The following is a 13200-nucleotide window of genomic DNA, read 5'->3' on the forward strand; positions in this document are numbered from 1 at the left end:
ACTCGCAGGCATGGGCGCCGACCGGGTGGCGGACGCGTTCGCGGCGGTGCCGCGGGAGTGGTTCCTGCCGGAGTCGGCCCGCGCTCGCGCGGCCCACGACGGCCCGATCGAGATCGGCCACGGCCAGACGAACTCCCAGCCGCGCACGGTCGCGGCGATGCTGCGGCTGCTCGACGTGCGGCCGGGGCAGCGGGTGCTCGACGTCGGCTCCGGCTCGGGCTGGACGACCGGGCTGCTCGCGCACCTCGTCGGCCCGGAGGGTGAGGTGCGCGGCGTGGAGCTCGAGCCGGACCTGGTCGCCTTCGGGCGGGCCAACCTGGCGCGCGGCGACTGGACGTGGGCGCGCATCGACCCGACCGAGCCCGGCGTGCTGGGCGACCCGTCCGGTGCGCCGTACGACCGGATCCTGGTGTCGGCCGAGGCCCGGAGCCTCCCCGCCGAGCTGGTCGCCCAGCTCGGCGACGCGGGCCGGATGGTCGCCCCGGTCGACGGCGTGATGCTGCTGGTCGAGCACGTCGCCGGGTCGGCCCGGGTCAGCCGGCACGGTCGCTACCGGTTCGTGCCGCTGCGCTGAGCACCGCGCCGACCCCGACCTCCGGCTGCCTATGCTGCCGGGGTGGACGACGTGACGACCGACGAGCAGGCCCCGCTCCGTGAGCTGGCTCGACTCGCCTCCGCCGACAACTTCCGCGACGTCGCGGGGCCGGGTGACGGCTACCCGACCGTGGCTGGCCGGCGGGTCCGGCGCGGCGTCTTCTTCCGCTCCAACGAGCTGCAGCTCACCGACGCGGACGCCGCGACGCTCGCCGGCCTCGGCATCACGACGATCCACGACCTCCGGGGCGCCCTGGAGGTCGAGGCCCATCCCGACGTGGCGGTGCCGGGGGCGACCTGGGTCCACGTCGAGGTCTCCGGCATCCCGATGGAGATGGTCTCCGGGCTGGCCGACGTCGACGCCGCCCTGCGGGTCATGCGCGAGGTGTACGTCGCGTTCGTGCGCTCGCCCGAGGCGCGCGCGTCGTACGCCAGGCTGCTCACCGACCTCGCGACCGCGCCGCTGCCGCAGCTCTTCCACTGCACCGCCGGCAAGGACCGCACCGGGTGGGCCGCGGCGCTGCTGCTGGAGCTGGCCGGGGTCGATCGCGAGACGATCCTCGCCGACTACCTCCTGACCAACGACGTGTCGTCCGCGACCCGCGAGAAGTACCTCGCGCTGATCGCCGAGCACCTCGGCGCCGACGAGGTCGCGGTCTACGAGCCGACGATGGTCGTGGAGCCCGGCTACCTCGACGCGGCGTACGCGGCCGTGGCCGAGGACTTCGGGTCGGTGGACGGCTACCTGCGCAGCGGTCTCGGACTCGCCGACGACGTTCTCGCCGAACTCCGGGCCAGACTGCTCGCCTGACGCCACACTGGCGGCGTGGACCGGCCGCCGTACGCCACCCGCGAGGTCGCCGCCGTCGTGGCGGTGCAGGCCGCGCTGCTGCTCGCGATGGCCCCCCACTACGGGCCGCACCGCGACGAGCTCTACTTCGTCTCCGCCGGCCAGCACCCCGCGTGGGGGTACGCCGACCAGCCGGCGCTGACGCCGCTGCTCGCCGGGCTCGCGCACTGGGTCGCCCCGGGCAGCCTGACCGTGCTGCGGCTGCCCAGCCTGATCGCCGTGGCGGCGCTGGTCTGGCTGGCCGCCCACTTCGCCAGGCTGCTGGGCGGCGGCCGGGCGCCGCAGGTGCTGACGGCCGTCTCGGTCGCCTCGGGCGGGCTCACCATGGCGGTCGGGCACCGGCTCTCGACCGCGACCTTCGACACCCTGGCCTGGACCGCGATCGCCATCATCGTGGCCCAGGCGCTGATCGACGACCGCCCGCGGCTGTGGCTGCTCGCGGGGCTGGTGGCGGGGATCGGCCTGAACAACAAGCACGGGGTCGTCTTCTGCCTCTTCGGTCTCCTCGTCGGGGTGGCCGCCGTTCGCGAGACCCGTCCGGCGCTGCGCACCCGGTGGCCGTGGCTCGCCGGCCTGCTCGCACTCGTGCTCTGGACCCCGAACCTGCTCTGGCAGGCCGCGCACGACTGGCCCGTCCTCGAGCTCTCCCGCGACATCTCGGAGGAGTACGGCGGGCTCGCCGGCCGTGGGGAGCTGGTCGGCCAGGCGCTGGTGATGCTCAGCCCGCTGATCGGCGTCGTCGCGATCATCGGCCTGGTGCAGCTGCTCCGGCGGCCGCAGTGGACGCTGGCCGGCCCGGTCGCTGTCGGCTTCCTCGCCGTGCTCGGGCTGTTCCTGGTCACCGGCGGCAAGGGCTACTACGTGGCCGGGTTCGCGGTGCCGCTCGTGTCAGCCGGGGCGATCTGGGTCGCGGAGCGCTTCCGGGGGCGCCGGGCCGTGGCCGCCGGCGCCGTCCTGGCGCTCTCGGCGATGGTCGCGTGGCCGGCGCTCGTCCCGGCGCTGCCGATGGACACCTACGTGGCGTCGTACCCCAAGCTCGACGTCGACCAGCTCGAGACCATCGGCTGGCCCGAGTACGCCGCCCAGGCGCGCGCGGTCGTCGACGGACTGCCGCCCGAGGAGCGCGGGCACGCCGTCGTGTTCACCGGCAACTACGGCGAGGCCGGTGCGATGGAGTGGTACGACGTCGGCGTGCCCGTCTACAGCGGGCACAACGGCTGGCGCGAGTGGGGCCCGCCGCCGGAGTCCGCCGGACCGGTGGTGGTCGTCAGCCAGGGCTCGGCCGACGGGTTCAGCGGGTGCACGCTCGAAACGAGGCTCGCGAACAGCGCGGGCGCGGAGGGCGAGGAGGTCGGCGCCGGGGTGTGGCTCTGTGACGGTCCGGTCGGTGGGTGGCGCTCCGCCTGGAGCCGACTCGTGCACTACGACGCCTGATGCTGCAGGTGCGGGCGCGGCAGCGTGCTCGGATTGGCGTCGCCGGACAGACTGTGCGCGTGACCCGTCCGCCGTACGCCGTCCGCGAGGTCGCGGTCGTCGTCGCGGTGCTGGAGCTGGGGCTGGTGCTCCTGGCGCCGTACTACGGGCCCCACCGCGACGAGCTCTACTTCGTCGCGGCCGGGCAGCATCTCGCGTGGGGCTATCCCGACCAGCCGGCGCTGACGCCGCTGCTCGCGCGGCTGGCGGATCTGGTCGCGCCCGGCAACCTCGTCGTGCTCCGGATCCCGTCGACGCTCGCGTCGGTCGGCGTCGTGCTGCTGTCGGCCCAGGCCGCGCGGCTCCTCGGCGGCCGCCGGGCCAGCCAGGTGGCGACCGCGGTGGTGGTCGGCTTCTCCGTCCTGGTCCCCGGCCTGGGCCACCTCCTCTCGACGGCGACGTTCGACATGCTGCTGTGGACCGCCGTGCTGGTGGTGGTCATGCAGGCGCTCCTCGACGACCGGCCACGGCTGTGGCTGCTCGCCGGTGCGCTCGCCGGCCTCGGGCTCAACAACAAGCACGCGATGGTGTTCTGCCTGCTCGGCGTGCTGGTGGGGGTCGCCGCCGTCGAGGAGACCCGCCCGGTGCTCCGCACCCGCTGGCCCTGGCTGGGCGGGCTCATCGCCCTGGCGATGTGGATCCCCAACCTCGTCTGGCAGGCCCTGCACGGCTGGCCCGTGTTCGCGCTCGCCGCCGACATCGCCCGCGAGTACGGCGGCGTCGGTGGCCGGCTCGGCCTCGTGCTCGAGGTGCTGGTGATGTTCAGCCCCTTGATCGCGGCCGTGTGGATCCTCGGCCTGGTCCGGCTGATGCAGCGTCCCGACTGGGTGCTGGTCCGCCCGGTGGCCGTGGCGTTCCTCGTCGTGCTGGGCGTCTTCGTCATCACCGGCGGCAAGGGCTACTACCTCGCCGGCCTCGTCCCGGTCCTCATCGCCGCCGGCCTCACCAGCCTGGTGCACAAGCCCTCGGGACGCCGGCGCCTCGAGCAGGCCACGACCCGCGGACTCGCGATCACCAGCGCCGTCCTGGTGGCCTCGGCCGCGGTCGCCTACCCGGCCGTGCTGCCCCTGCTCCCGGCCTCGACGTACGCCGGCTCCGTGTGGGCCGACCTGGACGGAGGCCAGCTCGACACCATCGGCTGGCCCGAGTACGCGGGTCAGGTCTCGGCCGTCATCGAGCAGCTGACGGAGCCGGAGCGAGCGAGCGTCGTCATCTTCACCGGCAACTACGGCGAGGCCGGCGCGATGGAGTGGTACGGCGTGGGCCGGCCGGTCTACAGCGGCCACAACGGCTACCAGGAGTGGGGCCCGCCACCGGAGGATGCGACGCCGGTGATCGTGGTCTTCCCGACCAACCCCAGCAAGTGGTTCCGCGCCTGCGAGGACCGGCTGAAGCTGAACAACGAGGCCGACGCGCCGAACGAGGAGGTCGGGGTCGGCATCTGGGTCTGCGCAGGCCCCCGCGGATCGTGGGCCGACGCGTGGGACGAGCTGTCCCACTACAGCGCCTAGCCCGCGGGCCCGCGCCTACGACGTGTGGTCGGCGCCGTCGTCCTCGTCGTCCGGCATCGGCAGGCCGACCTGCGCGAACGTCACCTCGACCGTCTCGAAGCCCTTGTGGCGCTGGGCTCTCGCATAGCTGGCGTAGGCACGCCGGTCGGCGTCGGTGAGGTTGACCCGGTCGGTGAAGGGGGTGAGCAGGGCGCGCGGCCACAGCCGCCGGTCGAGCACGACGTTGACCTCGATGCCGAGGACGCCGATCACCGCAGCCAGCCAGATCACGCCGATGAGACCGAGGACGAGCGCGAAGGTCTGGTTCATCCCGGTGGTCTTCGTGATGACGTTGGTGACGTAGAGGGCACCGATCGACTGGAGCACCAGCCACAGCAGCGACGCGGTGACCGCGCCCGGCACGGAGCCGGTCCAGATGCTGTGGCTGCGCGCCGCGCCGACCCGGAAGAGCGCCGTGAGCACGAGCGTGTTGACGGTGACGGTCAGCACGGTGATCGGCCACTTGAAGTCCGACAGGCTCTCGCCCAGCACCTCGGTGTGGCTGACCAGGATCGCCAGACCCGAGATCGCGAGCACCGCCATGCCCGCGGTGACCAGCAGGAAGAGGCTCTTCAGCCGCAGCAGGATCGGGTTCGGACGGCTGTTGCGGGGGACTCCCCACGCGACGTTGAGCGTGTTCTGGAGCGCCTGGCCCAGCCCGAGGGCGCCGTACAGGGCCACCAGGCCACCGACGACCACGACCGTCGTCGACCCAGTGAGGCCTTCGGGGCGGCCGAGCTGGTCGCCGATGATCGGGAACTGCGCGAGCGCGGTGTCGAGCAGCTCCTGCTGGCGCTCGGGATCGCCCTCGAGGAAGAAGCCCAGGATCGTCGAGGCGAGGAGCAGCAGCGGGAAGATCGAGATGAAGGCGTAGTAGGTGATGATCGCGGCCAGATAGTTGCCCTGGTCGTCGAAGTACTTGTAGATGACGCCGAGCGGATATCCGAACACCGACCAGCGTCGCTGGGCGCCGTCGACGGCGTCGATGACCCTGGCCACCCGGACACGCTACCGAGGATCGGTCCCCACGATGGTCAGGTTGCCGTCCGCGTCGGTGGCGAAGAGCTCGACGCCGTCGGTCACCGCGGCCGCGTCGGCCCCCAGGGCGACGGCGATCTTGTTGGCCGCGTTGCGGGTCACGTCGAGCACGAGCTCCACCACCTGCTCCGGCGTCAGGTGCTCGGCCGCGGCCGCGGCGACCGGCGGCGGGATGAGGTAGGGCGACCAGATCACCGCGTCGGTCAGTGCGAGCGCCGCCTTGGCCGCGGCCGGGAGGTCGCTCTCGGCGTGGTGGTCGACCGCGCCGAACTCGGCCTCGCCGGCACCGGCCTCGAGGGCGGCCACCGACCGGCGCGACGTGCACAGCCGGCACTCGTGCTGCCGGGCACCGCGCAGCCGCACCAGCTCGGTCAGCACCGGGTCGAGCGCGTCGAGCCGGGCGACCTCGCGCATGAAGTCCTCGACGAGCGGCCAGAGCTCCCGGGGCTCGCCCGGTGCCGGCACCACGAACGTCGAGCTCCCCAGCACCGCACCGATCGCGATGCCCGCGCGCGGCCAGTAGTCGTCGACGTAGACCGCCTGCGCCACCTCGAACGCCGTCGGTCCGGTCGCGGCGAGGAAGCGGCGCCGCATGTCGTCGTCGACCAGGGACACGTCGACGCCGAACTGGTCGGCGAAGAGCTCGACGGCCGGGTCGTCGAGGTCGATGTCCAGCGCGGTGCGCGCTGCGTGCACGGCGTCGAAGGCGCGGGCGGCGGCCGGCGCGTAGCGGTGCATGAGGTCGGACATGGGGTCAGGCTAGAGCTCGGTGGGGACGTCGGGGCGGGACGTGGTCCGGCAGCGTGGGCATCTCCAGGCCGGTGCGCCGCCCGACGAGCGCGCCGCGCGTGACGACCGACGAGCCGAACCTCTCCCGCACCCGGTCGAGCGCCGCGTCGAGCCCGCACTCGTGCGGGCCGTGCGGGAACAGCGGGAGCTCGAGCTGCTGGGACCGGCCGTCGACGAGGCCGGAGATCGTCACGCCCAGGAGCGTGCAGCCCTTCTCCTCGATGAGCGGCCACGCGGCGTCCAGCAGCCGCCTGCCGGTCTCCAGCCAGGTCGCGGTCGCCGCACTCGAGTGGGCCAGCGTGGCCGAGCGGGTGGCGCGCCCGAAGTCGTCGAAGCGCAGCCGCAGGGTGAACGTCTGGCCGATCCGCTCGCCCGCCCGGAGTCGGCGCGCGACCCGGTCGACGAGGCCGGCGAGCAGCGCCTCGAGCTCGGGCCGGCTCTTGGGCTTGCCGGGCCGCCCGATCGCGCACTGCGAGCCGATCGACCGGCGGCGCCGGCCGACCTCGACCGGGCGCGGGTCGAGCAGGTTGGCCAGTGCCCAGAGGTGCCGACCCGCTGCCTTGCCGACGGTGGTCCGGAGCTCCGCCTCCTCGCGGCCGGCGAGCTCGCCGATCGTGCGGATGCCGTCGGCGTGCAGCTTCGCGGCGGTAATGGCACCGACGCCCCACAGCCGCTCGACGGGCAGCGGGTGCAGGAACTCCTCCTCGCGGTAGGGGTCGACCGCGAGGAGCCCGTCGGGCTTGCTGACGGCGCTGGCGACCTTGGCGAGGTACTTGGTGCGAGCGATGCCGACGGAGATCGGCAGCCCGACCTCGTCGCGCACCCGCTCCCGCAGCGAGGCCGCGATGTCCTCGGGCTCACCGACGAGCCGGCGGAGTCCGCCGACGTCGAGGAACGCCTCGTCGATCGAGACGCCCTCGACCAGCGGCGTGGTGTCGTCGAAGATCGCGAAGACCTGCTTGCTGGCCTCGACGTACGCCGAGAAGCGGGCCGGCACCACGAGTGCGTCGGGGCACAGCCGCATCGCCTGCCGCCCGCCCATCGCCGAGCGCACACCGTAGGCCTTCGCCTCGTAGCTGGCGGCGAGCACGACGCCACCGCCGACGATCACCGGCCGGCCGCGCAGTCGCGGGTCGTCGCGCTGCTCGACCGAGGCGAAGAACGAGTCGAGGTCGGCGTGCAGGATCACCCGACCATGATCGAACATGTGTTCGATCGATGCAACCGGCTACGCCGCGAGCGCGGCCTCGATCTTGCCGGCCGACCGGCGCGCGCCGTCGAGCACGACGTCGACGGCCTCGGCCGGGGTGAGGAGCTCGTGGACCGCCTCCACCACCGACGCGGGGATCGCCGCCGGCGCTCGCAGCATCGCGTCGCTGAGCGCGAGCGCGGCGTTCGCCGCGTCCGGCCGGTCGCTGGACCGGTCGCTGTGGAACGTGTCGGACCGCGCCACGACCTCCAGGAAGCTCTCCACGACCGCGCTGGTGTCGGCGACGGGGTACCGCCGTCGACCCGGCCACCCGGACGACTCCCCGAAGAGCGCGTCGAGCGCCCCCCGGATCCGCGGCGCCACGTCGGCGATCCAGACCATGTCGAGGACCGCGCTCGTGTGCGTGCCGGTCGCCGCCACGAACCGGGCCCGCGTCGGCTCGTCGATCGCCGCGGCGTCGTCGCGGAACTGCGCCGCGAACGCCGTGACCGCGGGCGACTCCAGCATCTCGTCGTGCACCCCCGACGGGCGGACCGACACGAGCACGGCGTACGACGTGAGCGCCTCGGGTGCGTGCTCCGCGAGCGCGTCGGCTCCTCCGCTGGTCCAGCTCTCGTCCGTCATCCCCTCGACTGTGTCACCTTCAGTACGACTTGGGCAGCCCCAGCGAGTGCATGGCCACGAAATTGAGGATCATCTCCCGGCTGACCGGGGCGATCCGGCCGGCGCGGGTGGCGACGAGCAGCCCGGCGACGCCGTACTCCTGGGTGATGCCGTTGCCGCCGTGGGTCTGCACCGCGGCGTCGGCGGCGTTGCAGGCCGCCTCGGCAGCGGCGTACTTGGCCATGTTGGCGGCCTCGCCGGCGCCGAAGTCGTCACCGGCGTCGTAGAGCGCGGCCGCCTTCTGGGTCATCAGCCGCGCCATCTCGGTCTCGATGTGCACCTGCGCGAGCGGGTGCGCGACCGCCTGGTGGGCGCCGATCGCGTCCTTGAAGACCGTGCGCTCCTTGGCGTACGCCGCGGCCTTGCCGATCGCGTAGCGGGCCAGCCCGGTCGAGAACGACGCGGCCATGATCCGCTCGGGGTTGAGGCCGGCGAAGAGCTGCACGAGGCCGCCGTCCTCGTCGCCGACCAGCGCGTCGCCGGGCAGCCGGACGTCGTCGAGGAAGACCTGGAACTGCAGCTCCGGGCTGACGATCTCCATGGGGATGTGCTTGTACTCGAAGCCCGGGGCGTCCGTGGGGACGACGAACAGCACCGGCTTCACCTTGCCGGTCCGGGCGTCCTCGGCCCGGGCGACGACGAGGACGTTGTCGGCCTCGTCGACCCCGGAGATGTAGACCTTGCGGCCGTTGAGCACCCACTCGCTGCCGTCCTTGCGGGCGGTGGTGGTGATGTTGTGGGTGTTGGTGCCGGCGTCGGGCTCGGTGATCGCGAAGGCCATCGTCGAGGTGCCGTCGCAGATGCCGGGCAGCCAGCGCTGCTTCTGCTCGTCGGTGCCGTAGCGGGTGATGATCGTGCCGCAGATCGCCGGGCTGACGACCATGAGCAGCAGCGGGCAACCCTGGGCGGCGAGCTCCTCGCAGACCGCCGCGATGTCGCCGATGCCGCCGCCCCCGCCGCCGTACTCCTCGGGGATGTTGATGCCGAGGTAGCCGTTCTTGCCGATCTCGAGCCAGAGCTCGGTGGTCTTCTCGCCGGCGCGGGCCTTCTCGGTGAACCACTCGCGGCCGTACTTCCCGGCCAGCCTGGCCACGGCCTTGCGCAGCTCCTGGCGCTCCTCGGACTCGCTGAACGTGCTCACGCTGTCTCCTCCACCACGGCTAGGACCTCACCGGCGGCGACCTGCGCGCCGGGCTTCACGTCGATCTCCGTGACCACGCCGGCGTACGGCGCGCTCACGGTGTGCTGCATCTTCATGGCCTCGAGCACCAGCACCTGCTGGCCGGCCTCGACCTGCTGCCCGGCCTCGACGGCGACGCTGACGACCGTGCCGGGCATCGGGGCCAGCAGGCTGCCGCTGGCGACCTGCTCGGCCGGGTCGACGAACCGCGGGACCCGGGTCAGCCGGACGTGCCCGCGAGCGCTGTCGACGTCGACAGCCCCGCCGTTGACCGTGATCGCGTACGTCGTGCGCACGCCGTCGGTCTCGAGCGTCACCTCGGTCGGGCTCGCGGCGACCACCTCGTGGCCGTCAACGGCGTAAGCCCCGTACCACTCGACCGTGGCCTCCTCGAAGACCGTGCGCTGCGGCTGGGAGACGACGTTGCGCCAGGCGACCGGGATGCCGCGCTGGACCGTCCGCGCTTCCTTGGCCCGCTCGGCCAGCGCGATCGCCGCGGCGACCGCCGCGTCGGCGGTCGAGGTGGGACGAAGTCCGGTCTCGAAACCACCCAAGAAGTCGGTGCTCACCTCCCCGGACAGGAACCGCGGGTCGCGCAGGATGCCCACCAGCAGGTCACGGTTCGTCACCAGCCCGTGGATCCGCGCCCGACCCAGGACGCCCGCGAGCTTGCGCGCCGCAGCCTCCCGGCTCGGCGCGTGCGCGATCACCTTGGCCAGCATCGCGTCGTAGTGCGTCGACACCTCGCTGCCGGACTCGAAGCCCGCGTCGACGCGGATCCCCTCCTCCAGCGGGATCTCGAACGTCGTCAGCGTCCCGCTCTGCGGCTGGTAGTCGGCGGCCGGGTCCTCGGCGTAGAGGCGTACCTCGATCGCGTGGCCGTTCACGGTGGTCGAGGAGGGCGCGCTGGCGCCGGTCTCGAGTCCGCCTTCCGCCGAGGCGATCTGCAGCCGCACGAGGTCGACGCCGTGCACCGCCTCGGTGACCGGGTGCTCGACCTGGAGCCGGGTGTTCATCTCCAGGAACCAGAACCGCTCGCTCGCCGGGTCGTAGAGGAACTCGACCGTGCCGGCGCCGCGGTAGTCGATCGCCTCGGCCGCCGTGCGCGCGGCCTCGTGCAGCGCGCTGCGCACCTCGTCGCTCAGGCCGGGCGCGGGGGCCTCCTCCACCACCTTCTGGTGGCGGCGCTGCAGCGAGCAGTCGCGCTCGCCGTAGACGACCGAGTCGACGACCTGGACCTCGACGTGCCTTCCGCGCTCGACGTACGGCTCGACGAAGACCGTGCCGTCGCCGAACGCGGACAGCGCCTCGGCCTCCGCCTTCGCGATCTCGCCGGCCAGGTCCTCGAGTCGTCGCACGACGCGCATGCCGCGCCCACCGCCGCCCGCGGAGGCCTTGACGAGCAGCGGCAGATCGGCCCCGGTCGGTTCGTCGGGCGCGTCGAGCACCGGGACGCCGGCCGCCTTCATCAGCTTCTTGGCCTCGATCTTGGAGCCCATCCGCTCGATCGACTCGGGGCTCGGGCCGACCCAGGTCAGTCCGGCGTCGACGACCGCTCGCGCGAAGTCGGCGTTCTCGGACAGGAACCCGTAGCCCGGGTGGACCGCGTCGGCCCCGGACCGCCGCACGGCGTCCAGCACCAGGTCGGTCCGCAGGTAGGTGTCCGACGGCGCGTTGCCCGGCAGGCGTACGGCGTGGTCGGCCTCGCGCACGTAGGGCAGGCCGGCGTCGCCGTCCGAGTGGATCGCCACGGTCTCGATCCCGAGGGCCCGGCAGGTCCGGAAGACGCGCGAGGCGATCTCGGCCCGGTTGGCGACGAGCAGTCTGGAGATCACGGTCGGAACACCCCGAATCGGTCGGTGCCCACGACGGGCTGGTTCTCGATGACGGAGAGGCAGATGCCGAGGATCGTGCGGGTGTCGCGCGGGTCGATGACGCCGTCGTCGTAGACCATCCCGGACAGGAAGTGCGGAAGCGACTGCTCCTCGACCGAGGCCTCGATCATCGCCTTGACGCCCTGGAACCCCTCCGCGTCGAACGGCTGACCCTTCGACTCCGCCGACTGCTGGGCGACGATCTCGAGGACCCCCGCGAGCTGGGCGGGGCCCATCACCGCGGACTTGGCGGACGGCCAGGTGAAGAGGAAGCGCGGGTCGAACGCGCGGCCATTCATGCCGTAGTTGCCGGCGCCGTACGACGCGCCCATGATCACGCTCAGGTGCGGGACCGTGGAGTTGCTGATCGCGTTGATCATCATCGCGCCGTGCTTGATGATCCCGCCCTGCTCGTAGTCCTTGCCGACCATGTAGCCGGTGGTGTTGTGCAGGAAGAGCAGCGGGGTGTCGGTCTGGTTGGCGAGCTGCACGAACTGGGTCGCCTTCTGCGCCTCCGCGCTGAACAGCACGCCCTGGGCGTTGGCGAGGATGCCGATCGGCCGGCCGTGCAGCCTGGCCCAGCCGGTCACCAGAGAGGTGCCGTAGAGCGGCTTGAACTCGTCGAACACCACGCCGTTGGTGGCCGAGACCCCGTCGCAGACCCGCCGGATCACCTCGCGAGGGTCGAACGGCTCCTTGAGGTCGCTCGGGATCAGTTCGAGCAGGCCCTCCGGGTCCTCGTCGGGCTCGGCCCACGAGGTCGGGGCCGCGGTCGCCTTGCGCCAGTTGAGGCGCGCGACGATCCGCCGCCCGATCCGGATCGCGTCGTGCTCGTCCTCGGCGAGGTAGTCGGCGAGACCCGACGTCCGCGCGTGCATCTCGGCGCCGCCGAGCGACTCGTCGTCGGACTCCTCGCCCGTCGCCATCTTCACCAGCGGCGGGCCGCCGAGGAAGACCTTGGCCTGCTCCTTGACCATCACCGTGTAGTCGGACATGCCGGGCACGTAGGCGCCACCGGCGGTGGAGTTGCCGAAGACCAGCGCGACCGTGGGCTCCTTGCGCGCCGACGCCCGGGTGATGTCGCGGAAGAGCTTGCCGCCCGGGATGAAGATCTCCTTCTGGGTGGGCAGGTCCGCGCCGCCGGACTCCACCAGCGACACCGTCGGCAGGCCGTTCTCCTCCGCGATCTGCGAGGCCCGGAAGATCTTCTTCACCGTCCACGGGTTGGAGGCGCCGCCCTTCACCGTCGGGTCGTTGGCCGTGATCATGCACTCGACGCCCTCGATCACCCCGATGCCCGTGACCACCGAGGCGCCGACGGTGAAGTCCGAGCCCCAGCCGGCCAGCGGCGAGAGCTCCAGGAAGGCCGAGCCCTCGTCGACGAGCAGCTCGATCCGCTCGCGGGGCAGCAGCTTGCCGCGGCCGTGGTGCCGGGCGATCGAACGCTCGCCACCGCCGGCCACCGCCTTGGCGTGCTCGGCGTCGAGGTCGGCGAGCTTCTCCAGCATCGCCGTCCGGTTGTCGCTCATGCCTCGACGACCTCCTTCATCCGTTCGAGGGTGGTGCGCATGCCGCGCTCGTTGGTGCGGCCGCGCAGTGCGCCGAGCACCAGCCAGTAGAACCGCAGGTAGGGCTTGGGCTCGAGGCGGAAGTACTCGGTGACGAGCGACCCGTCGCCGTCGGGCTCGATGCGGTAGCCCCAGTTGTTGATCGGCACCTCCTCGGTGCCGACCCGGAACTCGAAGACCTCGCCCGGCACGCAGGCCGTCACCTGGCAGGGCGTCCAGTACGTCGGGCCGACGCCGTTGCGCTTCACGTGGCCCTTGAAGTAGGCGCCCACCTCGGGGCCGGTCGAGCCGCGCGACCAGCGTGCCTCGAACGTCTCGGGCGAGAACTCGCCGATGCGCGTCACGTCCGAGACCAGCGCCCACACCTTCTCGGGCGGCGCGTCCATCCGGAGGCTCACCTCACCGGACATG

The 13200-nt window shown here is 72.6% G+C and carries 12 protein-coding genes; 4 read left to right on the forward strand and 8 right to left on the reverse strand.

The genetic code is table 11. The features are described 5' to 3' along the window. The first annotated feature begins 10 nt into the window (after positions 1-10). The 4 genes from HZF07_RS14315 to HZF07_RS14330 are packed head-to-tail and all read left to right on the forward strand — an operon-like array spanning position 11 to position 4428. Complete coding sequence (locus HZF07_RS14315; protein ID WP_157342562.1) at positions 11-574, forward strand: protein-L-isoaspartate O-methyltransferase family protein; 564 nt, start codon at positions 11-13, stop codon at positions 572-574. A gap of 42 nt (positions 575-616) precedes the next feature. Beyond that, positions 617-1405 (forward strand): tyrosine-protein phosphatase, encoded by a 789-nt coding sequence (locus tag HZF07_RS14320; RefSeq protein ID WP_157342564.1) that lies wholly within the window; start codon positions 617-619, stop codon positions 1403-1405. Between the two features lie 15 nt (positions 1406-1420). Continuing rightward, positions 1421-2878, forward strand: a complete 1458-nt coding sequence (locus HZF07_RS14325; protein ID WP_157342566.1) for an ArnT family glycosyltransferase — start codon at positions 1421-1423, stop codon at positions 2876-2878. 59 nt (positions 2879-2937) lie between these two features. Next, positions 2938-4428 carry an ArnT family glycosyltransferase gene (locus tag HZF07_RS14330; RefSeq protein ID WP_157342568.1) on the forward strand — a complete coding sequence of 497 codons (1491 nt, stop codon included), beginning with the start codon at positions 2938-2940 and terminating at the stop codon, positions 4426-4428. Positions 4429-4443: 15 nt separating this feature from the next. On the opposite strand, the gene HZF07_RS14335 is transcribed toward HZF07_RS14330, so the two are convergent. Genes HZF07_RS14335 through HZF07_RS14370 form a run of 8 tightly spaced genes read right to left on the reverse strand, consistent with a single transcriptional unit; the run spans position 4444 to position 13199 of the window. Further along, positions 4444-5466 (reverse strand): YihY/virulence factor BrkB family protein, encoded by a 1023-nt coding sequence (locus HZF07_RS14335; RefSeq protein WP_181645203.1) that lies wholly within the window; start codon positions 5464-5466, stop codon positions 4444-4446. Positions 5467-5475: 9 nt separating this feature from the next. Then, positions 5476-6255, reverse strand: coding sequence for a carboxymuconolactone decarboxylase family protein (locus tag HZF07_RS14340; protein ID WP_157342570.1), 780 nt, complete (start codon positions 6253-6255; stop codon positions 5476-5478). A 4-nt stretch (positions 6256-6259) separates the two neighbouring features. Continuing rightward, complete coding sequence (dinB, locus tag HZF07_RS14345) at positions 6260-7483, reverse strand: DNA polymerase IV (protein ID WP_309504747.1); 1224 nt, start codon at positions 7481-7483, stop codon at positions 6260-6262. Positions 7484-7522: 39 nt separating this feature from the next. Then, on the reverse strand, positions 7523-8128 hold the full coding sequence (locus HZF07_RS14350) for a hypothetical protein (RefSeq protein WP_157342574.1): 606 nt from the start codon (positions 8126-8128) through the stop codon (positions 7523-7525). Positions 8129-8147: 19 nt separating this feature from the next. Then, on the reverse strand, positions 8148-9308 hold the full coding sequence (locus HZF07_RS14355) for an acyl-CoA dehydrogenase family protein (protein WP_181645204.1): 1161 nt from the start codon (positions 9306-9308) through the stop codon (positions 8148-8150). Next, positions 9305-11182, reverse strand: coding sequence for an acetyl/propionyl/methylcrotonyl-CoA carboxylase subunit alpha (locus tag HZF07_RS14360; RefSeq protein WP_181645205.1), 1878 nt, complete (start codon positions 11180-11182; stop codon positions 9305-9307). Before HZF07_RS14360 ends, HZF07_RS14355 begins: the two co-directional genes overlap by 4 nt. Next, a complete protein-coding gene (locus HZF07_RS14365) occupies positions 11179-12750 on the reverse strand; it encodes an acyl-CoA carboxylase subunit beta (protein ID WP_157342576.1) in 1572 nt (523 codons plus the stop codon). Before HZF07_RS14365 ends, HZF07_RS14360 begins: the two co-directional genes overlap by 4 nt. Continuing rightward, complete coding sequence (locus HZF07_RS14370; protein WP_157342578.1) at positions 12747-13199, reverse strand: SRPBCC family protein; 453 nt, start codon at positions 13197-13199, stop codon at positions 12747-12749. Before HZF07_RS14370 ends, HZF07_RS14365 begins: the two co-directional genes overlap by 4 nt. Position 13200 lies beyond the last annotated feature (1 nt).

Origin of the sequence: Nocardioides agri, from assembly GCF_013778305.1 — a bacterium.
In the GTDB taxonomy this organism is placed as follows: Bacteria; Actinomycetota; Actinomycetes; order Propionibacteriales; family Nocardioidaceae; genus Nocardioides; species Nocardioides agri.

What these genes read in the sequence shown, in the direction of transcription:
- HZF07_RS14370 (WP_157342578.1), bottom strand. Translation starts at nt 13,199, where the DNA reads ATGTCCGGTGAGGTGAGCCTCCGGATGGACGCGCCGCCCGAGAAGGTG.
- HZF07_RS14350 (WP_157342574.1), bottom strand. Translation starts at nt 8,128, where the DNA reads ATGACGGACGAGAGCTGGACCAGCGGAGGAGCCGACGCGCTCGCGGAG.
- HZF07_RS14315 (WP_157342562.1), top strand. Translation starts at nt 11, where the DNA reads ATGGGCGCCGACCGGGTGGCGGACGCGTTCGCGGCGGTGCCGCGGGAG.
- HZF07_RS14340 (WP_157342570.1), bottom strand. Translation starts at nt 6,255, where the DNA reads ATGTCCGACCTCATGCACCGCTACGCGCCGGCCGCCGCCCGCGCCTTC.
- HZF07_RS14365 (WP_157342576.1), bottom strand. Translation starts at nt 12,750, where the DNA reads ATGAGCGACAACCGGACGGCGATGCTGGAGAAGCTCGCCGACCTCGAC.